Annotated in this window: 21 protein-coding genes and 1 tRNA gene; 16 read left to right on the forward strand and 6 right to left on the reverse strand. The window is 47.2% G+C overall.

Annotation, left to right across the window (positions count from 1 at the left end):
• Positions 1 to 155 precede the first annotated feature (155 nt).
• Both SK35_RS11140 and SK35_RS11145 read right to left on the reverse strand, forming a co-directional pair.
• Positions 156 to 887 carry a MerR family transcriptional regulator gene (locus SK35_RS11140; protein WP_048216218.1) on the reverse strand — a complete coding sequence of 244 codons (732 nt, stop codon included), beginning with the start codon at positions 885 to 887 and terminating at the stop codon, positions 156 to 158.
• Positions 888 to 1,090: 203 nt separating this feature from the next.
• A complete protein-coding gene (locus tag SK35_RS11145) occupies positions 1,091 to 2,320 on the reverse strand; it encodes a diguanylate phosphodiesterase (protein WP_048216219.1) in 1,230 nt (409 codons plus the stop codon).
• A gap of 318 nt (positions 2,321 to 2,638) precedes the next feature.
• Between SK35_RS11145 and ycgZ the strand changes: the two genes are divergently transcribed.
• The 4 genes from ycgZ (at position 2,639) to SK35_RS11165 (ending at position 4,174) form a co-directional block, all read left to right on the forward strand.
• Positions 2,639 to 2,875, forward strand: a complete 237-nt coding sequence (gene ycgZ, locus SK35_RS11150; protein WP_003833500.1) for a regulatory protein YcgZ — start codon at positions 2,639 to 2,641, stop codon at positions 2,873 to 2,875.
• Between the two features lie 40 nt (positions 2,876 to 2,915).
• Complete coding sequence (locus SK35_RS11155) at positions 2,916 to 3,188, forward strand: hypothetical protein (RefSeq protein WP_008784991.1); 273 nt, start codon at positions 2,916 to 2,918, stop codon at positions 3,186 to 3,188.
• A 34-nt stretch (positions 3,189 to 3,222) separates the two neighbouring features.
• Positions 3,223 to 3,489: a biofilm development regulator YmgB/AriR family protein gene (locus SK35_RS11160; RefSeq protein WP_008784990.1), complete on the forward strand. Its 267-nt coding sequence runs from the start codon at positions 3,223 to 3,225 to the stop codon at positions 3,487 to 3,489.
• Positions 3,490 to 3,622: 133 nt separating this feature from the next.
• Positions 3,623 to 4,174, forward strand: a complete 552-nt coding sequence (locus SK35_RS11165; RefSeq protein WP_048216220.1) for a LuxR C-terminal-related transcriptional regulator — start codon at positions 3,623 to 3,625, stop codon at positions 4,172 to 4,174.
• A gap of 76 nt (positions 4,175 to 4,250) precedes the next feature.
• Here SK35_RS11165 and SK35_RS11170 read toward each other — a convergent pair whose 3' ends face one another.
• The 3 genes from SK35_RS11170 to SK35_RS11180 all read right to left on the reverse strand — a co-directional run bounded on the left by SK35_RS11170 (position 4,251) and on the right by SK35_RS11180 (position 7,990).
• Positions 4,251 to 5,510: an MFS transporter gene (locus SK35_RS11170; protein ID WP_048216221.1), complete on the reverse strand. Its 1,260-nt coding sequence runs from the start codon at positions 5,508 to 5,510 to the stop codon at positions 4,251 to 4,253.
• 65 nt (positions 5,511 to 5,575) lie between these two features.
• Positions 5,576 to 6,523 (reverse strand): aminoimidazole riboside kinase, encoded by a 948-nt coding sequence (locus SK35_RS11175; RefSeq protein WP_048216222.1) that lies wholly within the window; start codon positions 6,521 to 6,523, stop codon positions 5,576 to 5,578.
• 30 nt (positions 6,524 to 6,553) lie between these two features.
• Positions 6,554 to 7,990, reverse strand: coding sequence for a glycoside hydrolase family 32 protein (locus SK35_RS11180; protein ID WP_048216223.1), 1,437 nt, complete (start codon positions 7,988 to 7,990; stop codon positions 6,554 to 6,556).
• Between the two features lie 174 nt (positions 7,991 to 8,164).
• Between SK35_RS11180 and SK35_RS11185 the strand changes: the two genes are divergently transcribed.
• From SK35_RS11185 to fucO, 7 genes are all read left to right on the forward strand, one after another.
• Positions 8,165 to 9,160: a LacI family DNA-binding transcriptional regulator gene (locus SK35_RS11185; RefSeq protein ID WP_048216224.1), complete on the forward strand. Its 996-nt coding sequence runs from the start codon at positions 8,165 to 8,167 to the stop codon at positions 9,158 to 9,160.
• 524 nt (positions 9,161 to 9,684) lie between these two features.
• A complete protein-coding gene (locus SK35_RS11190; RefSeq protein WP_053071041.1) occupies positions 9,685 to 10,539 on the forward strand; it encodes an amidohydrolase family protein in 855 nt (284 codons plus the stop codon).
• Positions 10,540 to 10,552: 13 nt separating this feature from the next.
• Positions 10,553 to 11,932, forward strand: a complete 1,380-nt coding sequence (locus SK35_RS11195; RefSeq protein WP_053071042.1) for a PTS transporter subunit IIC — start codon at positions 10,553 to 10,555, stop codon at positions 11,930 to 11,932.
• A gap of 28 nt (positions 11,933 to 11,960) precedes the next feature.
• Positions 11,961 to 12,956: an aldo/keto reductase gene (locus SK35_RS11200; RefSeq protein WP_048216225.1), complete on the forward strand. Its 996-nt coding sequence runs from the start codon at positions 11,961 to 11,963 to the stop codon at positions 12,954 to 12,956.
• Between the two features lie 47 nt (positions 12,957 to 13,003).
• The gene (locus SK35_RS11205) at positions 13,004 to 14,104 is read left to right on the forward strand and encodes a mandelate racemase/muconate lactonizing enzyme family protein (RefSeq protein WP_048216226.1); all 1,101 of its coding nucleotides are present in this window, start codon (positions 13,004 to 13,006) and stop codon (positions 14,102 to 14,104) included.
• A gap of 29 nt (positions 14,105 to 14,133) precedes the next feature.
• Positions 14,134 to 15,030, forward strand: coding sequence for a dihydrodipicolinate synthase family protein (locus SK35_RS11210; protein ID WP_048216227.1), 897 nt, complete (start codon positions 14,134 to 14,136; stop codon positions 15,028 to 15,030).
• Between the two features lie 79 nt (positions 15,031 to 15,109).
• Positions 15,110 to 16,261, forward strand: a complete 1,152-nt coding sequence (fucO, locus tag SK35_RS11215) for a lactaldehyde reductase (RefSeq protein ID WP_048216228.1) — start codon at positions 15,110 to 15,112, stop codon at positions 16,259 to 16,261.
• Between the two features lie 53 nt (positions 16,262 to 16,314).
• Here fucO and SK35_RS11220 read toward each other — a convergent pair whose 3' ends face one another.
• A complete protein-coding gene (locus SK35_RS11220) occupies positions 16,315 to 16,926 on the reverse strand; it encodes a GntR family transcriptional regulator (RefSeq protein WP_048216229.1) in 612 nt (203 codons plus the stop codon).
• A gap of 529 nt (positions 16,927 to 17,455) precedes the next feature.
• Between SK35_RS11220 and SK35_RS11225 the strand changes: the two genes are divergently transcribed.
• The 5 genes from SK35_RS11225 (at position 17,456) to SK35_RS11245 (ending at position 21,495) form a co-directional block, all read left to right on the forward strand.
• The gene (locus SK35_RS11225) at positions 17,456 to 18,376 is read left to right on the forward strand and encodes a helix-turn-helix transcriptional regulator (RefSeq protein WP_048216230.1); all 921 of its coding nucleotides are present in this window, start codon (positions 17,456 to 17,458) and stop codon (positions 18,374 to 18,376) included.
• Between the two features lie 38 nt (positions 18,377 to 18,414).
• Positions 18,415 to 19,512 (forward strand): hypothetical protein, encoded by a 1,098-nt coding sequence (locus SK35_RS11230; protein WP_048216231.1) that lies wholly within the window; start codon positions 18,415 to 18,417, stop codon positions 19,510 to 19,512.
• A gap of 46 nt (positions 19,513 to 19,558) precedes the next feature.
• Positions 19,559 to 21,130: an ATP--cob(I)alamin adenosyltransferase gene (locus tag SK35_RS11235; RefSeq protein ID WP_048216232.1), complete on the forward strand. Its 1,572-nt coding sequence runs from the start codon at positions 19,559 to 19,561 to the stop codon at positions 21,128 to 21,130.
• Complete coding sequence (locus SK35_RS11240) at positions 21,127 to 21,393, forward strand: YkgJ family cysteine cluster protein (protein WP_048216233.1); 267 nt, start codon at positions 21,127 to 21,129, stop codon at positions 21,391 to 21,393. The genes SK35_RS11235 and SK35_RS11240 overlap by 4 nt, the downstream gene beginning before the upstream one ends.
• Positions 21,394 to 21,495: transfer RNA gene (locus SK35_RS11245), tRNA-Thr, on the forward strand. It abuts the gene before it with no gap.
• The last annotated feature ends 87 nt before the right edge of the window (positions 21,496 to 21,582 follow it).

Below are 21,582 nucleotides of genomic sequence, written 5' to 3' on the forward strand. Positions count from 1 at the left end.
AATAATACCAATGGGTTAGTATATTGTTTTGTTTTTATGCTATGGCCGGGGTTAAGTCAGGAGGATCGAGGGCAACATATTCCTTGGATGGTACTCAAAATAACCACCCAAAAAATGAGAGTTGTATGATTTATCTTACACGTATTACGTGTAGGTTACGGGCTGTGGAAAATGACCTTATAACCTTGTTCATTCCAGTGTTGGAGCAGTTCATTTTGTCTGCGGGTTGACGTAATACCTGTCCAGACAAAAAGGGTTTGCCCAGGGAAAAGTTCAGGTCTTGGCGATTCAATGGGTTCAGCCAGAACGGCAATATGCCAACCAGATTGCGATAAGCGCCAGGCTTCGAGCCACAGACGGGTTCTGTCTTCAACATCCCAGGCCATCAGGAGGGCATCCTTTCCTGACTTGCGCCGCGTTTCAGACAGCAGTGTGGCAACATATTCAATCAATGCGCCATCAAGCATGCTGTTCATTATGCGGGATGTATTATGGTCAAGTATCAGCCGTTGACGTACGGGAAGATAAACGTGATCGATCAGCGCATCTACGGGGTGAACGCGACCGAGTGCGGTAATTTTAGCTCGCAGCTTCGGTGGATGCGCCATGCGAAGAATGCTCATCATCTCTTCTTGTGATTGATTCCAGTCGTCGTCAGCTTGACGGGTACTGGTTTCCAGCAATGCCTTAACTTTCCCAACAGGTATGCCATTGCTAATCCAACGTTTTATTTCTTCAATACGCTGAATATCTTCTTCATCAAAGAGTCGGTGGCCGCCTTCACTGCGTTGAGGTTTGAGTAAACCGTAACGTCGTTGCCATGCCCGAAGGGTGACAGGATTTATCCCGCAACGTTCTGCGACATCCCCAATGCTGTAATAAGCCATAGTTCCCCCGGGCACTCCTGATTCTCCGTCACCGATATGCGGTTCCTGTTACTTTGTACAACATGCATCAAATTGTACAAAACATACAGAGGATTCTAGCAAAATTAAGATTTACTTTACTATCACGCAGGGAGTAAATGCTGAATTTTTATGTTCAGCATGAGGGCGGTTGTGGTGATTGTTTATTTATAACAATGCGTTAGTTATTTTGACGCTGAGAAATCATTTTTCTCTGGCCATGCAACAGACGGAATACCATTCAGGCAGGCTTGTGCAAAAAGGTTACCCTGGAAGATTTCAATACCTGCGGACTCAAGCCACATCCACTCTTCAGGTTTTTCAACGCCGACTGCGGAAATCATGATTTCCAATGAAGTGCAACATTTGATAATTGCCTGAATGATGGCCTGTCTTGGTCCACTTTTATGCACATCCGTGATCAGCTCGCGGCTTATCTTAATTCGGTCGGGTTGAAAACGAGACAGAAGCTGAAGCCCGGCAAAACCTGCCCCAAAATGATCTATCGCCACACAGATCCCCGCAGCCTTGAGTGACTTTACGGCCTGCGCGAACGTATCAAAGCGCGATATAACTTCGCTTTCGGTAAACTCTACAATGATTTGTTCAGGCACCAGTCCGTGCGCCGCGATTTCGTTTATCAGAAAGCTGACTGCATCGGGTTTGTTTACCAGGGTCATGGGGAGCAGATTGACTGACAGCATTTTGTCGTTAAGTCCCAGCGCGCTTGCCATTGCAAAAGCAGTCTTTTTGCTCTGCAGATCCGCGGTATACAGTTCTTCAGGATTTAAGTTGCCAAAATAAATTGCGGGCGTTTCACCGTCTCTACCACGAATAAGTGCTTCCAGAGCAATGACGCGCTGCGACATAGGATCGATAATGGGTTGAAAAGCAAAGCTGAAATCGATATTGGACTGGAGTGTGCTTTCATCCAGGAGAGTACAAGAGTTGTCGGCAATAAAACTCCAGTAATCAGGCGCAGGTATTTCAAAATAACTCGATTTTTCCGTCGCAAGGACAAATGTGCGGAAAAACTGTAATGCCCGGTCATCATAGGTGAGCTGAAATTTTGATGTTCCCTTGTTAAGTACCGCTTGCAGGACGTCATTGCGTTCATGTTTTTGTAAATCAAATAACTCCATCCCCACCTTTCCGAATCTTCTCGCAGGCGCGTAATCGCACATCAGCTCAACGATATTGTGGTGCCGTGGATCGTTACATATACAACGATAAATCTCTTTTACCTGCTCCTCAGGTCCTTCAAGCAGTTGGAAAAAGTGGCGGCCATTAAAGAGTAAAATCCCCGTAACATCGGATCGCCGGTTTTTTAGATTTGCGGCTGTCACCATATCCTCAAGCGCTCTGAGGGGGGCGTCATCACGTAGATGGCTACGGTAAATAATGGTCGTGAGCATGGACAGTCCGGGATCAAGGGAAGGGAAGAGATATGGACAGTATCAAACAAACCAGCTTATGTCCTGATTTTAATACATTATTCTAACTTTATTTTTACAAACAAAGACCCTCAAACAGATCGAATTCATTCGTTAAACGAAGTGAATTGTACAACTGAATTTGATTTTATGTAAATTGATATTTATCTAACTTACTGATTGTATTGATTTAGCACTTTTTGATAAAAATTGATGGCTCGCGTTGTACACATTTTTGGTACAACTTTGCTACTGTTATAAAACTTAATATTCACCAGCATTTTGTTACAGGAGCATGACATGCAGCAGCATACCGTTCGCACTGATACTGCAAGCGCGATTTCTCGTTACTTTGCGAAGGCGCATCTGCCAACTCAACAGGAAACATTGGGAGAAATCGTCACTGAGATACTCAAGGATGGACGAAATCTGAACCGCAAATCACTTTGCACCAAGCTTCTGTGTCGTCTTGAAAAAGCATCCGGGGAGAAAGAACAGAAACACTACAATGCGTTAATTGGCCTGCTTTTTGAATAAAATAAACCCCTTACTTATAGGGGTAAGTAGTGAAGGAGTTATGAAGAAAACTGATAGTGAACGCCTGAAACATGAAATTACAGGTTTGGCTGTGCTAGAAATTTTGCGAATGCATACAGACGTTTCGTTAGCTGCAGTGATTAAGCAATTGCGACTTATGCAGGCCAGTGAAATAGATGGCACACGCAAGCAATTAATTGACAGCGTTATCAATGATTTTACAAACATTAATCCGGGGAAGATAAGTAGAAAACCGGATAAAACCAGAGATGAGAGTGCTTTCAGTGCCAGCAAAAACCCTAAATTACATTAAAGATAATCTTCCAGACTATACAAGCGAGGTTACCATGCTTCATGAAATTAATGTCCACAGTGTAATGACGGATAAAGCTTTATCAAGTTACTTCCATAATGCAGGTGAGCTATTAGCAGATGAGTCTGTGGTATTGGGACAGGCGGTAACAAATGTAATTCTGGCAGGTGATAATGTTAATAATAAAAACATCATTTTAAGCCTGATTAGTTCTCTGGAATCAACAGTTGACGTTGTCCAGGCAGATGTTATCAGAAAAACCCTGGAAATAGTGCTGCGCTACACAGCTGACGACGTCTAAAAAGTCTTCATATTAATATAATATGTACTGTACCTTTGTTATATGCTGAAAGCACTCATGCTGAGCATTTTTTTGATTAAGACTATACATAGCACCCTCTCTAGAACAATTGTGATTTTTCATTGAGGCCATAATGATGAACATCGTTCAGGAACATACTGGAAACGCAGATTTATGGATTGATGATATTTTTATCAGGCAAGGGCTAAAGAATATTCTTGCAGATATTGTTTTCGAAGATTATAAGACGCATCTGGTTTTTTTCACTGCCAATCACTTTGAGGCGGTAAAAAGGCAAAATTACGATCTGAAAACGCATCGTCTGGTACTGCTGATTGATGGTCATCTGTACAGATATCTCAATGATTTATCACTTTACAGACTGCCAATAGATGTTAGCGTTGCCACATTCAAACAATTTATTATTGATATTACTCGTTCTGGCGGTATACACGACAATCAGTCGGAACTAAATATTTCTCTGACTGCGCGAGATAAATATATTTTAACGCAGTTAGGGGAGGGGCGAACTATTTTTGAGATATCCGCTTTGTTGAATCTACATTTAAAAACGATTTACCAGGCCAGGCAGAATCTGATCAAGAAGCTTGGTTGTTCTGGGCTGATTGATTTTCAGGGAATACTGCGAGCGAAAATATTCCTCAACTGGCTGGAACATGCCTGAGTAAATCGACAGTTCGTACTTACTGTTGGGGGATACGACAGGGCCAATGGCCCTGTCCGATATATTTTAAACTTCGCTACTCTGTCACCAGTTCATTTCCCATCTTCTGCTGATGATGCTTTTTGCTCAACGAGAAATAGCCAAATATTAGCGTTATTACCACAATGCTGGCCATAATCAGGAAGATTTCCTGATAGCCCACTTTATCAAACAACTTACCGACAGGCAGTGACAGCACGATAATGCCAATGGAACTGGCGATATTGAAGCCAATGAGATATATCGTTGATGACAGGCGTTTGTCAAAATTCGCTACGCTGAATTTAAACACTGAAATAACAAACAGTGGAACTTCCAGCGCATGAAGCATTTTAATCAAGGAGATAATATAGATATCGGTGAACAGTGCTGAACCCAGGATTCGACAGGTCATGATTGTGCCACCCAGCAGCAATGCGGATTTAGGCCCGATGCGGTTAATCAGGAATGGAACCAGCGCCATACCGACGGCTTCCATAAAGACCTGTACCGAGTTGAGATAGCCGTATACGCGTGGTGCCAGTTCGGGATCGTCAAATAAGCTGGCGTAAAACACCGGGAACATCTGCTGATCGTAGATGCTATAGAACGACCAAGTGCCGACGACAAAGATAACGAAAAACCAGAACTGCGTATCTTTAAAGATAGTGAGAAAATCATTTCGGGTCAGCGCGTTGGGTTCAGGAGCGCGCGTTTTTACAGAAGATGGGGCGGGTGAGTTGGTTTTGAACAACACGTTAATCAACAGGAATAACACCCCCATTACCGATACGCACCAGAAGTTAATGTGTGGGTTGATGCTGAAGAAGATACCGCCAACAAAAGTCCCTGCGGCGTAGCCAAGCGATCCCCACAAGCGGGCGGTGCCGAATTCAAAGTTGAATTTGCGGCTCACTTTTTCGACGAAGCTTTCTACCAGACCACAACCCGCGAGGTAGCCAAGGCCAAAGAAAATGGCTCCCAGCGTCATACCAAGCTTGAAGTTGGAGGTCAGCAGCGGTTCGTAAACATAAATCAGGAACGGGCCGCTGAGCGTGATGACTATCCCCATCAGCCAGATAAGGTGTTTACGGGTGCCGAGCTTATCCTGCAGAAAACCGTAGACCAGCATAAACAGCATGCTAAAGAACTGGTTTACGGCATACAGCATTCCCAGCTCCGTTCCGGACAGGCCAAGTTTATTTTTTAGCCATATCGCATAAAAAGACCACCACAACGACCAGGCGGCAAAGAAAAAGAGCAGATACCCGGATGAGTATCGATATTTGTCATTACTGAACGGCATATTTATCTTCATGATTTTTCCAATCCAGATCAGGTCATTGTAAGGTCTTTCTGATACGACGTAACGAGTGCGCTTTATTACGGGGTAATCGTTCTCCGTAGCGACGGTTGTGACTGAATAAAGCTGCTCAGGTGTTGGCTGTCGGGAAACGCGCTTAGCGCGCCACGCCGGGTGGTCGCCAGAGCACCACAAGCGCTGGCCTGCTCGATAAGTGGAAGTAGCGTTGACGTCGATGTGGGCCAGCCTTCCTCGGCGAGTGCCGCCAGCAGCCCGGCCATAAAGGCGTCACCGGCGCCGGTAGTATCGATACTTTCGACGTTATAGCCGCTTAAAGTTAGCCTGCTGTTTTGCCAGAAAGCGATAGCGCCGTCGGCACCACGGGTGACGATTTTCAGGCGTGCAGGAAAATCAACCAGACGTTCGCAGGCGCTACTGAGACAGTTGGTCTGTGTTAGCCACAGCAGCTCTTCTTCCGACATCTTCAGAATGTCGCTCCGCCGGGCAAACTCGTTGACAAGGTCAAACATCTGCATCTCGTTGCTCCACATCTGCGGACGCAGATTGATGTCAAAGCTCAGAGTACCGCCGGTCTGTCGCAATGCGGCCATAGCCTGGGCGAGGGTGGCGCGGCAGTCAGGGGCAACCAGCGCCAGCGAACAGAAGTGCAGAATATCGGCGCCAAAGTCGGGTAGTCTCGCCGGGCTGAGAAATTGATCGGCAGACGGATTGACCAAAAACTCAAACTGCCGCTCGCCGTTGGGAGCCAGTGAAACCAGTACGGTACTGGTGTGCTGATGTGCATCAAACTCCAGACTTCCTGTATCCACCTGCGCTGTTTCCAGCGTCTGATGCAGAAATCGACCAAAAGTGTCATTGCCCACACGGCCAATAAAACCGCTGGCGCGGCCAAGGCGAGCCACGCCGATTGCCACATTGAAGGGAGCGCCTCCCGCGCAGGCTTCAAACTGCATATTGTCGCGCGGCAATAAATCCACCACAGCGTCTCCGAGCGTCCAGATAGTCATTATTTTTCCCCAAAGCAGTAAGACGGATGTTTATTTGGCGCTGAGCGGCCAGGCATGCCCTTGATTAAAAATGGCGTGTCCGTTCAGGCTGAATAAGGTCAGTTGGCGATCGTCCGGTTCAGGATAAATACGACTGCTAAGGGTATATTCACCGTGATTGACAAATACCTCTACCGAGGAGCTGTCGATAAATAAGCGCAGATCCAGCCGGTCACCAACTGGCAGCGGCACGCTGCGATAACCAGAGAGACTATGCTGCGGGTAGCGGCGATCCAGCACCAGACGCTGTGCCTGAGCATCGACGTAGACCCGTAGTCCATCACCCAGCGCGATACCATATTCTTCAGCACTGCTGCGGGCGATATCGAGACTCAGTTCGACTTCAATAGCGTGCGCCTGCTCCTCTACCATCAGGGTGCGATTGTGTAGTTCGCTGACCGGCCAGACATGAAGCTCACCGCGTAATAATTCCAGCTCTTTCACCGGGTTCATACGCAGCCGCTGATCGGTATCGAGCGTCACCTCGCGGGGGAGGGTAAGCATGCCCGCCCAGCCGTCGGCTTGTTCTGGCATTGGCGATTCCCACATCGACAGCCAGCCAATCACGATGCGGCGCCCATCCGGGGTGGTAAATGACTGGGGGGCGTAAAAATCATGCCCGTGATCCATCTCCTGGAAGGCGTGGGTGACGTGAAAATGGAGATTATCCTGCCATTCGCCGACCATATAGCCGCTCTGGAACAGGTTACGGTAATCGTATCCGTCTGCGGCGATGCCCTGCGGCGAGAACATGAAGACGAGCTTATCGTTGAGTGGGAAGAGGTCTGGGCACTCCCACATGTAGCCCATGCCGTCATCGGCCCTGCCGAGCGTGCTGGCAAACTGCCAGTGCTGTAGATCTTGCGAGCGATAGAGCTGCACTTCGCCCACGTCATCGACCCGGGCGCCCACCACCATGTACCAGTTGTCTCCCTCTTGCCAGACTTTCGGATCGCGAAAATGGTGTACGCCTCGTGGGGTATCCAGAATCATGCCCTGGCGTTCAAAGTGAATTCCATCGGTGCTGGTGGCCAGGCACTGTACCTGATACAGGTTTTCCTCTTTCGCCTCGCCGTCAAACTTATGTCCGGTGTAGATCAGAGCCAGCTTATTGCCTTCAACCACCGCTGAACCGGAAAAACAGCCGTCTTTATCTTCCGGCCCTTCTGGTGCCAGTGCGATGGGTAAGTGCTCCCAGTTCACCATATCGCGGCTGCGCGCATGGCCCCAGTGCATTGGTCCCCAGACCGGCTGCCACGGATAGTGCTGATAGAACGCATGGTAGTAACCATCGAACCAGGACAGACCGTTGGGATCGTTCATCCAACCCGTTGGTGGCGCCAGGTGATAGCGTGGATACCAGCGCGGGTTTACAAGGTCTTTCTGCTGGCTTAAGGCTTCGTTGGCTTTGGAAAGTAGTGACGTCATTTGCTTGTCCCTGTAAGTGAATTGATCAAAAGATAACGTTAACATTCTCGGTTTTCTCGTAGATTTGATGGTAATATCGATGTTAATCACAAAAGTTAACGTTAACATTTTGCGGGCGTTATCGAGATCGCATTTTCAGACCCCGGCAAAGTGAACATCGGCGAAGGAGAGGGTATGGCATCTTTAAAGGATGTGGCGCAGCGGGCTAACGTCTCGTTAATGACCGTATCGCGGGCGATTAACGAGCCCGAACGACTACGGCCTGAAACCTATAAAAAGGTGATGGAAGCGGTAGATGCGCTGGGGTATGTCTCCGATCTCTCCGCTAAAAAAATTCGTGGCGCGAAAACCACGGCTAACACGATTGGGGTGCTGGCGTTGGACACCATGACTACGCCATTTTCCGTGGAGATAACGCTCTCTATCGAAGAGACCGCGCGGGCGCACGGTTGGAATAGCTTTGTGGTGAATATGTTCAGCAATGACAAGCCAGAGAAAATGGTTGATCTGCTGTTGGCGCATCGCCCGGACGGTATTATCTACACCGCGATGGGACTGCGCCAGGTACCGGTACCGGAAAAGCTGCATAAGTATCGCTGCGTGCTGGCGAACTGTGAAAGCACAAGCGGCCCTTTCCCCACCTATATTCCCGATGATGAACAAGGGCAATATCTTGGCGTGAAAGCTCTGTTGGCCGCAGGCTATCGCCGACTGCTGTGTATCCACCTACCGAAAGGAATTGTGGCGACCGATCGCCGTCGGGCGGGAATGGAGAGGGCTTGTCGTGAAGCGGGTGTCGACCCTGATGCAATGTTCCACCACTATCTTCCGCCGGGCGAGCGCCACCATATTGATGCGGCGGAGATTGCCGGGCATTACCTGAGCGGCGCGCGCCCGATGTTCGATGCGGTGGTGTGCGGTAACGACCGCGTGGCTTTTGTTATCTACCAGCTCTTGCTGGGGCGAGGGCTGCGCATTCCGCAGGACGTCGCTGTGCTGGGCTATGACAATATGGTGGGCACCGGCGAGCTATTTTTGCCGCCGCTCTCAACGGTACAGCTGCCGCACTATGAAATCGGGCGTCTTAGCGCGCTGCATCTTATCCAGGGGCTCGATCACCGGGATACCGTGCGGGTAGACAGCCCCTGGCTTCCGCGCGCCTCAATATGATTAACCTAACTGCTTCGTTTCATCAACCGGAGGGATGTGTGAATTATGTGGGGGGAGGGCGCTAATTTGCTGGTGGATGTTACAAAACTGAAACGTGGGGGTACTGCTAAGTCACGGTTTAGCGCGCAAGGCTCAAAGTTGGGGCGTGTATTAAGCTCTCGTCGTAATTTAGGGTTTCAATAAAATAACCGTTATTTATTAATGTTAACGTATCAATACATCGTAACTTACGAAACGTTTAGATTTTAGTTCGTACTTACCCATCTATCGCTCTTCTCTGCTCATTCTGCTTCTGTAACTTCAGCGGGACGCACAAGCGTCCACCACATTAACCACATGCAATAGTTCAGCTCAGTGACATCGGATTCTACGGCGGTTATAGGCTTTTACGTCCCTTTTTTAGCCTACAGATAAACCGTGAAAATTGTGATCCCGTACTCAGATAGTGCATTCCGTGGTTGCCTTTTAACCACAGACTTTTATTGTATTCTCATTGTATACAATTAAAATACAGGATGGTGAGTATGAAAGTGATTGATACCCATAACCATGTTTGGCATTGCCAGGGAGAGCATTTTGCCTGGATCACAGACGATCTGGCGGCAATTCGCCGTGATTTTCTTATTGACGATTTGCAGGCCGTATTGGCTGAAAACCACATCGAAGGCGCCATTTTAGTACAAGCCATCCCTTCAATTGAGGAGACCGAATGGCTGCTGGAAATAGCTGAGCATCACGATGAAGTAAAAGGTGTTGTGGGATGGGTGGATATAAACCACGGGGCTGGGATCGCAGAGGATTTGCAGAGACTGCAGAGAAAATCCCGCTATCTGAAAGGGATCCGCTATATGTCTCAGGGCTTGCCTGAGAGCCATTTAGTGACCCCGCAATTTATCCAGGGGGTACGTTGCGTTGGAGAGCAGGGGCTGGTGTATGAACTGCTGGTTACGCACCAACAGCTGGAGGCGGCAAGCCAGCTTATCTCTGCTTGTCCGGAAGTGACCTTTGTTATCGAACATGCGGCAAAACCCGCAGTTCGCGACGGAGAAATTACCCGCTGGCGTGAACAGTTAATGTTGATTGGTGAGGCTTACAGCAATGTTTTTTGCAAACTATCAGGCCTGGTCACGGAAGCAGATTATGCCCGCTGGACGGGACCTGGGCAGGCGAGCCAGGAGCTTGAACCTTATTTTAGCTCGGTTTTTGCCGCATTTGGTGATGAGCGAGTGATGTATGGATCCGACTGGCCTGTTTCTCTACTGGCATTACCGTATGCCGACACTTTAGGGCTTTACCAGAACTACCTGCAATCTCACCAGGCTCTTTCCAGCGATAACTTTTTTTATCGCGTGGCAGAGAAGGTTTACTCATTAAAGTAACAGGGGGGCACTTATGGAAGTCGTTCAATATATCCTCGGATTTGGCCCGGCAGTGGTCATTCCAATGATTATGTTTTTATTTGCCGTGCTATTTGGCGCGAAACTTGCCGATGCGGCGAAAAATGCAATGACGGTAGGTATTGGGTTTCTCGGTCTTTCGTTGCTGATCGGTTTTATGGTGACATCACTCAGCAGTTCGACAGAAGCGATGGTAAAAAACCTCAATCTTCATTATGAAGTATTGGATCTGGGCTGGCCGTTAATTAGCGCCTTCAGTCTGGCTGCGCTTTCTCTACCGATTGTTTATGCGTTATGTTTTGCCACTAATTTGTTGATGATTTCAACCAATACCACCAAAACCCTTAACGTTGATTTTTGGAATTACTGGCACTTTGTATTTGCCGGAATCATCGTTGAACAGGTGACGGGTTCATTTTGGATGGGGATTTTTGCAAGTTGGATCACATTTATTATTACGCTAAAAATCGCCGATTACATTGCCCCACATGTGCAGAAATTCTGTGACACGCCAAACGTGACCATTACTCAGGCGGAGATCGTCGCATGGGCCCCGCTGGCATTTTTAATGGACCGTGTAATTGATCGCATTCCGTTGATTAACAAAATTGACCTTAATCTCAGCAAAATTGAAGCCAAACTAGGGTTTTTTGGTAGTCCGTTAGCGATGGGGGCCATTCTGGGGGTGATCATCGGTATGCTTGGCGCGCTACCGTTCAGCGATATTATTAAGAGTGGAATGAATTTTGCTGCGGTCATGGTGTTATTACCGACGATGGCGGGAGTGCTGGTCAGTGGTCTGGTACCGATTACTGAAATTGCTTCTGAATGGGTAAAGAAACGTTTTCCAACAAAGTCACTTTATTTTGGTATCAGCGGTGAAATTGCTTTTAAAAATCCTGCGGTATTGTCTGTAGGTATTTTGATGGTGCCACTCACGATTCTGATTAGTACTATTTTGCCTTTTAATACCATGATGCCATTCGCTGATATTCCTTATCTGCCGATATTTGTTGTCTTTGGTACGGTTGCATGCAACGGAAACATGTTCCGTGGATTAATTAATGGCATTGTCATCGTGTGTGGGATCCTGTGGTTTGGTTCGGATCTCGCTGTAGTGTCGCAGGCTTTGGCCGAAAAGGCACAATTGAATGTGCCAAAAGAGATGATGGCCTCATCAATCGATGGTGGCTCACACGCTATATCTTATATCTTCTACAAAATGTTCGAGCTGTTAAAAGGAATGAATCCTGCGCTCTTGTGTCTTTTTTCTATCGTAGTGACCGGGATTATTATTTATGTGCTGAAGTTGATTTTTAATATTAATAATAAATCAACAGCAGCGACCTCATTAACTGCAAACAAAGTTGACTAAGAATACTGATAAACATCAGGGGAATATTATGATTACTCAGAATACAATTAAAAGTGTAGAGCTTAGTGTACCTTCTTTAACCTTCGGCGCAGCCAGCCTGGCTAATTTATTCAGAACGCTGAGCAATAACGAAGCCATGGACATTGTTGATAAGGCAATTCAGGTTGGCTGGCGCTACTTTGATACTGCACCACATTATGGCAGCGGACTTTCTGAACTGCGTTTAGGTCTGGGATTACGTGGACTGGAGCGTAGCGAATATGTTTTGTCCACCAAGGTTGGTCGCCTGCTGCAATCCCGGAAACAAGAGCCAGGCCTTGAAGCAGGGGAATTTTTTTATGATGAGAACCCTTTTAACCGACAGGCTGATTACTCCTATGAGGGCATCATGCGCTCATACGAAAACTCTATCCAGCGGCTGGGAACCCGTTATATCGACATTCTCTATGTACACGATCTCGGCACTTATACCTACGGCAATACGGAACTGGAACGCCAACATTTTAAAACCTTCTGCGAGTCAGGGCAGAAGGCTTTAGAAGAGCTAAAGCGCAATGGTGATATCAAAGCCTGGGGCGCAGGCGCGAATGAAGAGGCAATCCTGATGGAGGTGATGGATAACGCTGCCCCGGATATCTTAATGCTCGCCAACCGCTACAACCTGCTGGAAACAGACCGCCAGGCGTTCTTTGCTAAATGTGAAAGCAACAATGTTTCGGTGGCAGTTGCCGCACCTTTCGCTACTGGAGTTTTAGTCGCGAAAGATAAATCGAAGGCGTTGTATGAATACGGTTCCGCGCCAGCGCAGGTTATTGAAAAAGTAAATGCGATAGAAGCGCTATGCGCAAAACATGCCGTACCGATTGGTGCTGCGGCGCTGCAATTCCCATTAAGAAACCAAAATGTGGTCACTGTAACCTGCGGCGTTCAATCCGTAGAACAAGCGTTGACTAATTTTGCCTGGGCTAACTGGGATATTCCGCAGGAATTGTGGGATGAACTGGCCAGCATTGGTATTCAGTAAGCATCATTTGTAACTTTGCGAAAAAATTAACAGATATTGAGGATGTAATGAAAATAGTTAAAGCCGAAATCTTTATGGTTGATTTGAAACCTAAAGTAAAACGTGTCGATGCGATTCAGTCTTTTGTCTCCCAAGAGACGCCGATTATTCGTTTAACAACATCGAGTGGAGAAATTGGTGAGGGCTATACCTACACAATTGGCACCGGCGGCTCATCTGTGGTTGCGCTGTTACGAGATCACCTGTTACCGAAATTGATTGGTCAGGATGCGACGATGATTGAGGGCATCTGGGAATCATTGCTGTTCTCAACTCACGCGACCTCGGTTGGCGCCATTACGTCTCTGGCACTGGCAGCCATTGATACCGCATTATGGGATTTGAAGTGTAAGCGCATGAATTTGCCGCTGTATAAAGTCGCAGGTGGTGCGAAGTCGCGCATGAAGTTATACACCACCGAAGGGGGCTGGCTGCATTTAAGCACTCAGGAATTAGTTGATGATGCGCTGGCTGTTAAGGCGCAGGGATTCTGCGGTTCTAAAATCAAAATTGGTTCTGAAAGTCCGGTGCGTGATATCGAGCGTTTGACTGCTGTACGTGAAGCGGTGGGGGATGAGTACGTGATCATGACTGATTGCAACCAGGCGTTTAAATTCTCGGAAGCCAAACAGCGCGCAGCGTTGTTGGAGCATATTAATCTTTCATGGATTGAAGAGCCGTTTCTGGCGCATGATGTTGATTCTCATCAAAAATTGTGTGAGTCAACCACCATTCCTGTCGCGGTGGGTGAGTCCATTTATTCTATCCAGCACTTCAAAGAGTATTTACAGAATAATGCCGCAGATATTATTCAGGTTGATGTGGCTCGTATTGGTGGTATTACACCATGGCTTAAAGTTGCACATATGGCGGAATGCTTTAATAAAATTGTCTGTCCGCATTTCTTGATGGAATTGCATATATCATTATGTTGCGCCATTACTAATAGCCGTTGGTTGGAATATATTCCACAGCTCGATAGTGTTACTCTGAATAAAGTGAATATTCGCGAAGGATATGCTTTCCCACCAGAAGAACCTGGTTTGGGTATTCAGTGGGACTGGCAGAAAATACAGGCTGATACTGTTGTTTACCATGTCATTGAATAAAACAATTTTTATTTTCTCAGGAATATATTATGTCTGAAAATCATGCTCAATTTCACGGTGCATGGTGCCCATCAATTACGCCTTTTGATCAACAAGGAAATATTGATTTATCGGCACTGCAGCAGCATTTGCGACGTTTGGAAGAGGCTGGGACTCATGTCGTATTGCTAATGGGAAGTATTGGGGAGTTCACCGCATTAACGCTGGATGAACGACTGATGCTTATCCGTGAGGCACGGAAAATGTCATCGCTGCCGCTGGTGGCAAATATCTCAGCTACCTGTATGGCGGATATGATACGTCTGTCAGAAGAGGCCTGGCATTGCGGGTATCAAGCAGTGATGATTCTACCTCACTACTATTTTCAACAAACGCCGACCCAACTATTGGCATACTACCGCGGTCTGGGGCAGCGCCTGAATGGAAAATGGTTCGCATACAACTTTCCTGCCCGAACTGGATGCGACCTGGACGCGGTACTGGTAGCGCAATTAGCGGCAGAATTTCCCAATTTTGTGGGTGTTAAAGATACTGTTGATTGTCTCTCTCATACTCGCGCAATTATTCAGTCAGTCGCGTCCGTTAGAGACGATTTTGTTGTTCTGTCCGGTTATGATGAATATCTTATCCCAAATCTCCTGGCTGGTGGCGCGGGAGTTATTTCAGGATTAAATAATATTTGTCCCGAACTTTTTGTGCAGGCAATTAAAGCCTGGGATGGAAATGATCTTACCCAGCTTACTGGCATACAGCGTGAGATAAGCCGACTTTCTGCTATTTATAATATTGGTAATGATTTTGTTACTACAATTAAAACCGCGGTGGCTCATAAGTTTCAGTATTCTGGAGAGAAATCAAGAAGCTTTGCGGGGGAACTAACTCGTCAGGAATCGCAACAGATTGACATAATGTTCAGTATCCAATAATCAAAAATCAATAACAGCATACATTATGCTACGGCAATGCTGTATTGCTGTTATACCTCTCTGTTATAAGGTATAGAATATGTCTTATAGAATGATATTAAATGAAACCTCATATTTTGGCGTGGGTTCAATTAACGCTATCGTTGATGAAGTTAAAAAGCGAGGTTTTAAAAAAGCGCTGGTAGTTACTGACCACGATCTTATCCAGTTTAATGTAGCGACCAAGGTACTTGATATTCTTGATAGCGCAGGGTTGCCTTACCAAATTTTTGATAAGGTCATACCTAACCCTACGATTGACGTCGTGCAGCAAGGTGTTGAGGCATTTCGTCAGGCGGGGGCAGATTACCTGGTCGCTATTGGCGGCGGTTCACCGCAGGATACGTGCAAAGCGGTAGGGATAATCATTAACAACCCTGAGTTTGCCGATGTCCGCAGCCTCGAAGGTGGGGCTGACACTAAAAATGCCGCTGTACCGATGATTGCCATTCCAACGACCGCGGGTACGGCAGCTGAGGTGACTATTAACTATGTGATTACCGATGTAGAGAACCGACGTAAGTTCGTTTGCTACGATCCTCATGCTATTCCGGTCGTTGCCATTATTGATGCTGACATGATGGCCAGCATGCCGCCCAGTTTAAAAGCGGCAACCGGTGTTGACGCACTGACTCATGCAATCGAAGGATATATTACGAAAGGGGCATGGGAATTAACCGATACGCTTCATTTAAAGGCGATTGAGATGATAGGGCGTTCGCTACGCGGTTCGATACAGGGAGTCGCCCAGGACGCTGAAGGCATGGCGGTGGGGCAGTATATTGCCGGGATGGGCTTTTCTAATGTCGGATTGGGCCTGGTGCATGGGATGGCCCATCCTCTGGGTGCATTCTATGGTACGCCACACGGCGTCGCCAATGCAGTGCTATTGCCGCATATCATGGCATACAACGCCGAGTTTACAGGAGACAAATATCGCCAAATTGCACAGGCTTTGGGCAATACTCAGGCCATGGTGATGCCGATCGAAGAGGCGCGTCAGGCGGCCGTTGAAGCCGTGGCACAGCTTAACCGCGACGTAAATATTCCCGCCCGACTGCGCGATATCGGCATGAAATATGAAGATATCGATGCTCTGGCAGCCGCGGCAATGGCGGACGTCTGTACAGGTGGAAACCCTCGAGATACTTGTATTGAAGAGATTAAGGCGTTGTACCGACAACTCTACTAATTTTTAACTTTCCACATGACCGGTAGAAATACCGGTCATGTTATATGCATAGCCTATTTAAAGCTGGAGAACAGGCGGTTGTAGGAGTTGTTGACGTGATGGGCAATGGCCTCACGGGTTTGTTCTATATCGCGGGCAATAATACCGGCGCAAATTTTCAAATGTTCTTTGGATGAATCAATAATTGAATCATTTTTCATTTTGTCTGAACGCAGCATGCGTAACCGGTCATACATGAAGGTCAGCGTTTTAGTCACAATAGCGTTGTGGCAATCGGATAGCATTTGTTCATGTAGCTCGTTATCAGCTTCGAGTAATAAAGACACATTCGAATCATGAAAACCGACTTCAATTTTATCTTTAATTGTCTGGTAGCGTTGCGGGTCCTGGTTCTCCCATGACAAATTCAATACCATAATTTCAATGTCTTTTCGGATCTGGAAAATATCACGTATTTCACTGAGCGTAATGGGTTTAATGGTTTTCGTTTTATTTTTGGAAGGCTCAATCCAGCCTTCAGTCATCAGGCGAAACAAAGCTTCGCGCAGCGGCGTACGGCTGACATTAAGTTCCTGACATAGCTCATTTTCTGAGATAGCCCCCACCAACTCATTGGCGATGATTTTGGCCTTCAATTGATGATATGTTTTTTCGCTGATGTTCATAGTCTGGCTTTAATGAGGGTCATAATCATGTTTAATGAGATACAAATTAGCCCCTTGTCACTATGAAATCAATGGGTAAGCCCGGTTGTACAACGAATTAGCTCGTGTTTCAACGACTCAGTCAGCAGCACTAACAGCTGCCAGCGCGTCCACATCCTTCTGCAGATGATGTTTTTTTACTCAGCGTGAAGAAACCAAATACCGGCGTTCATACCACGATACTGGCCATCATTAAGAAACTCTCCTGACAATCCACCTTTGCAAACTCAACGTTGAATTTGGCTTAGTGGAAGAGATAGCCGTTAGCCAGTTTGATGAGGATGTATGTAGGTGGTCTTTTGGCCGCCATGTCTCTGGCATTTACTCCTGATGAGGAGCGCTTTTTGTCCCTAAAAATTGTCCAATGCGACTAATGGTCAAATAAATTGTCGATTTCTCTAAAAAAAATGATCAGCGTGCCGATACACTGACAGGATATGTCAGCATTTTATATATAATTCATGTCAGGAAAACAGAAAAGTAGGTGCTTATGGCTGATTCAGCAAGGAGTTGCTCAGCAGAACGTTTAGTCGATATCCTAATAGAGCTGCAAACTTGTGGCGTAGTGAATCGCTATCAGTTGATGAAGAAATTTAATATCACTGAACGAACGGTCTATCGTGATCTTAATATGCTTTCCTCCTTTATTGAGGGGTGTGGTGGAGGAGAGTATCGATTGATACCGATTCGCGCGCAGAATAATAGCGCCTATGCCCTTCATGACCCACTGGCAAAGCTGCTGGACGCCGACGCGGTTTTTCCTGATAGAGATGAGGATTTTTGGCTTAGCTTAGAAAAACGAGCGGTAGAACAGCATGTTAGAGTTCAGTTTGGTCGCCCTGAACATTCAGTCAGAAATGATTTGCGAAAGTATTTTAACTTATTAGAAAAAGCGATTCAGAAAAACAGTGTCTGTCATATTTTATATAAAGACAAAACGCGCACCGTTCACCCTTATAAATTAGTTAACCAGAAAAATATTTGGTATCTGCAGGCGACCGAGGACGGAAAGCTAAAGTCTTTTTCGTTAAGTAAAATTCGGTGGTTGGATATCCGGAAAGAGCATTTTACGGTCGATACACCCACACTGTCATTAATTGATGAGCATCGCGATCCTTGGGTAAGTGAAGAGACGTTTGAGGTGCGGGTGCGTATTAAACACAGCATTGCTGGCTACTTCGCAAGACGAGATTTACTGCCTCAGCAAGAATTAGTGCGTGAAGAGAATGATGGCGTGACTTTGCTTTGCAAGGCAGCACATCAGAATCAAATTATTCCATTAATTCTATTCTGGTTACCGAATATAGAAATTCTGGAACCTGAATGGTTGAAAACAACGGTCATCAACATACTGCATAACTACATCACTGGCGATCGCGACTCTGTTCCTGTTCTGGAATGTGATGCGTAGCGGGTAACAACGACTTATTGCACAGGAGATTTTTATTTATGGCATTACCTTTCATTATTCTGGGCGTCGCGGCAGCGGCAACGGCGTTTGGTGGCAAAAAAGCTTATGATGGCTACCAGAAAAAATCAGAAGCCGACGATGTTTTAGATCGCGCGCAACGTCGCTTTGATAAGCATAAAGAGAGCTTTGATCTGGCGAATGAAACAACGTCGAAAAAACTGGCCGAGCTGGGTGAAAAAGAACTGAAGATCGGTAAAGATTTCAATGAATTTAAAACGATTGCCGACGATCTGTTGGCGCGTATGGCTAAGGATGGGCATAAAGATCTTCGTCTGAAAGTACCGCAGCACAACATCAATAAAATTCAGAGTCTGGCGATTTCCGCCACGGAATATCTGACGACGGTCGTCGGTGCCGGGGTGTCCGGTGCTGCCGCTGGTTTTGCCGTGTACAGCGGCGTGATGGCGTTTGCCGCAGCGTCTACCGGTACGCCGATTGCCGCCCTGTCTGGTGCGGCGGCGTATAACGCCACAATGGCGGCTATTGGCGGCGGTTCTCTGGCCGCAGGCGGCTGGGGAATGGCGGGCGGTGCGATGGTACTTGGCGGCGCGGTAGTGGCTCCGTTGATTGCTATCGCAGGCTGGGCTTACGATAGCCATGCCGAAAAGGCGCTTAACAATGCTTATCAAAGCTCCCGTGAAGTGACAGCTGCGGTGGAAAAAATGAATGCGGCTGAAGCGCAGCTGACGAAGGTGCAGCAGTATGTAAATAGCATTTATGAATCAATAACCCGTATGCATAGCGTCTTTGTTCAACACTACTTTGAACCGCTGAAAGCGATGCATGCCATCATTGTTGAACGTCATGAGAAGAATATAACCACCGAGATTAGTGAGTCGGAAGAGATCATGGCGATTATCGACCATGGTTATGAATTAGCCGCCATCATGACCGACGTGATCACCACGCCGCTGTTCAAGCCGGTGACGCAGGAAAACGGTGAAGCCGTTATCGAAGATGGCGTGATCCAACTGCAGACCGACAGCAACGGTATGAACCTGCTGAACAAAGAGATTCTGGACGAAAAACTGGCGGTTTCTGCTTCTGAGTTTGACGCATTTTCTTCTCGTATTTAATCGACGCGCCGGGCGAATCTGCCCGGCATTGCTATGGGCGAGCACAATGAACACAGCCAGGTTTGACTGGGGTGAAGAGTTACATCAGACGGTGGTTAAGAGTCTGACCACCTCTTTTGGGTTGGATTTTCTCTTGCTGGAGGATAAACACGGCGGCGATGTGAATACCATTCATAACGCTCGCGAGGGAGTGTATGCCACCGATGCCGAGCGTCAACGGTACGAGCAACGTGAAGGGTATGATTCTCATCATTACCATAGCCACGAAAACTACATTGCCACCAACCGGGCGGGAAAAAAGGCGCACGAGGCCGGTACGTTGACCGATACCTACACCGGTGAGAAATTTGCGGCTAATGATAAAAAGAACCTCGACCATATTATTGCCGCCCATGAAATTCACAACGATCCCGGGCGTATCCTTGCCGAATGTGATGGTGCCGATCTGGCTAATGATTCATCAAATCTGACCTTCACGAATGAGTCGCTGAATAAGGCGAAGAAGGCGAAAACGATGGATGCCTTCGTGCAAACGCTACAAGAACAGCATGCTGTGACCACGCAGGAAATTGCCCGTTTACGCAGCCAGCCAATGCTTTCCGAGCAAGAGCAAAAACAGCTGAATAAGCTGGAAAATAAAGCCGCCGCCGATTTTGAACGGATGAAAGAGGCCGACAAAAAGGCGCGGGCAAAATACAACAGTACGATCAATCAGGAATATTATACCAGCAGTAAGTTTGCGAAGAATGTCGCCACCGCCACAATGAACAATGCGTTTCGCATGGGAACGCGACAGATGTTGGGACTGATTCTGGCTGAGACCTGGTTTGAGTTCCGTGAGCGTATTCCCGTGATGTTTGAGAAGCATCGTCATTCATTCGATGCCGGAGACTTCCTGCAAGATGCGGCGGAGGCATTACGCGCAGTCTGGCAGCGAGTGCAGGGTAAATTCAGCACTTTCCTGACGTCCTTTAAAGACGGTGCCATCGGTGGCGTGCTCTCCAGCATTACAACGACGCTGTTCAATATCTTCTTTACGACTAAGAAGATGATGGTGCGCCTGATTCGTGAGATGTGGAACAATTTGGTACAGGCCTTTAAAGTTATGGTCTTTAACCCTGAAGGGTTAGCGCCGGGGCAGCTCGCTAAAGCGGTAAGCAAGCTGGTGGCTGCGGGTGTGGCCGTGGCTGCTGGTGTGGTGGTTAACGAAGCTTTAGCCAAGATGCTCGTCTTTCCTTTTGGTCCGGAACTGGCCGCTTTCTGCGGTGCGCTGGCGACAGGTATTCTGACGCTGGTAATGAACTACTTCCTGGAACACAGCGCATTGATGAAAAGGGTCTGGGCGTTTCTGGATACGTTTAAAGATAAGTATCAGAAAGCACTAGAGTATTATCAGCAGGTGAATGCTGAACTCGATCGTTATCTACTGGAGCTTTCGGCGTTAGAGTTTGCTATTGATTCGTCAGCGTTATCGCGTTTCTCGCTGCATCTTAACGCGGTGAACAGTGAAATTGAGCGTGGTTTGTTGCTGCGAGCAGAGGTTGAGCGCCGAAATATTGCGCTACCGTTTGAAGCAGGGAATACCCGCTCTGTGCGTAGCTGGTTAAGTAAACTATGACGCTCACGCCCGCGTTTCCCTGTAACCAGTGTGGCGCTTGTTGTCGCCACGTCGATCGCGCCAGTGAAACGCAATTTCTTGATCGCGGTGACGGCATTTGTCGTCACTATCAGATGGAGACAAAGCTGTGCGCGATTTATGAAACACGTCCGCTTATTTGCCAGGTAGAAAAGCAGTATCAGCTTAACTACCGACAGCAATTTAGCTGGCAGGAGTTCATTACGCTTAATCGTGAAGCGTGTTTAATTCTGGAGAAAATGTAGGGCGGTGTGCTTCACGAAGGGGTCAGGGTCAATATGTACTCATTATGGAGTTGGCTCGCTTTCGTAATGCGAAGGTCGTAGGTTCGACTCCTATTATCGTGCCATTTAAATCAATAGGTTACAGTTTATTATTTGCATATAATCTTACTGTCTTCTCTCCCGCGTACTTACTGGCGTACTTATTTAGCA

It is taken from the genome of Citrobacter sp. MGH105 (genome assembly GCF_001037485.2).
In the GTDB taxonomy this organism is placed as follows: domain Bacteria; phylum Pseudomonadota; class Gammaproteobacteria; order Enterobacterales; family Enterobacteriaceae; genus Citrobacter; species Citrobacter portucalensis.

Bases quoted from the DNA above. Each gene is read 5' to 3' on its own strand.
- SK35_RS11175 (WP_048216222.1), bottom strand. From the start codon at position 6,523: ATGACTATCTGGACGCTCGGAGACGCTGTGGTGGATTTATTGCCGCGC.
- ycgZ (WP_003833500.1), top strand. From the start codon at position 2,639: ATGCAGCAGCATACCGTTCGCACTGATACTGCAAGCGCGATTTCTCGT.
- SK35_RS11140 (WP_048216218.1), bottom strand. From the start codon at position 887: ATGGCTTATTACAGCATTGGGGATGTCGCAGAACGTTGCGGGATAAAT.
- SK35_RS11200 (WP_048216225.1), top strand. From the start codon at position 11,961: ATGATTACTCAGAATACAATTAAAAGTGTAGAGCTTAGTGTACCTTCT.
- SK35_RS11145 (WP_048216219.1), bottom strand. From the start codon at position 2,320: ATGCTCACGACCATTATTTACCGTAGCCATCTACGTGATGACGCCCCC.
- SK35_RS11225 (WP_048216230.1), top strand. From the start codon at position 17,456: ATGGCTGATTCAGCAAGGAGTTGCTCAGCAGAACGTTTAGTCGATATC.
- fucO (WP_048216228.1), top strand. From the start codon at position 15,110: ATGTCTTATAGAATGATATTAAATGAAACCTCATATTTTGGCGTGGGT.
- SK35_RS11195 (WP_053071042.1), top strand. From the start codon at position 10,553: ATGGAAGTCGTTCAATATATCCTCGGATTTGGCCCGGCAGTGGTCATT.
- SK35_RS11170 (WP_048216221.1), bottom strand. From the start codon at position 5,510: ATGAAGATAAATATGCCGTTCAGTAATGACAAATATCGATACTCATCC.
- SK35_RS11165 (WP_048216220.1), top strand. From the start codon at position 3,623: ATGATGAACATCGTTCAGGAACATACTGGAAACGCAGATTTATGGATT.
- SK35_RS11230 (WP_048216231.1), top strand. From the start codon at position 18,415: ATGGCATTACCTTTCATTATTCTGGGCGTCGCGGCAGCGGCAACGGCG.
- SK35_RS11210 (WP_048216227.1), top strand. From the start codon at position 14,134: ATGTCTGAAAATCATGCTCAATTTCACGGTGCATGGTGCCCATCAATT.
- SK35_RS11155 (WP_008784991.1), top strand. From the start codon at position 2,916: ATGAAGAAAACTGATAGTGAACGCCTGAAACATGAAATTACAGGTTTG.
- SK35_RS11160 (WP_008784990.1), top strand. From the start codon at position 3,223: ATGCTTCATGAAATTAATGTCCACAGTGTAATGACGGATAAAGCTTTA.
- SK35_RS11240 (WP_048216233.1), top strand. From the start codon at position 21,127: ATGACGCTCACGCCCGCGTTTCCCTGTAACCAGTGTGGCGCTTGTTGT.
- SK35_RS11190 (WP_053071041.1), top strand. From the start codon at position 9,685: ATGAAAGTGATTGATACCCATAACCATGTTTGGCATTGCCAGGGAGAG.
- SK35_RS11185 (WP_048216224.1), top strand. From the start codon at position 8,165: ATGGCATCTTTAAAGGATGTGGCGCAGCGGGCTAACGTCTCGTTAATG.
- SK35_RS11180 (WP_048216223.1), bottom strand. From the start codon at position 7,990: ATGACGTCACTACTTTCCAAAGCCAACGAAGCCTTAAGCCAGCAGAAA.
- SK35_RS11205 (WP_048216226.1), top strand. From the start codon at position 13,004: ATGAAAATAGTTAAAGCCGAAATCTTTATGGTTGATTTGAAACCTAAA.
- SK35_RS11220 (WP_048216229.1), bottom strand. From the start codon at position 16,926: ATGAACATCAGCGAAAAAACATATCATCAATTGAAGGCCAAAATCATC.
- SK35_RS11235 (WP_048216232.1), top strand. From the start codon at position 19,559: ATGAACACAGCCAGGTTTGACTGGGGTGAAGAGTTACATCAGACGGTG.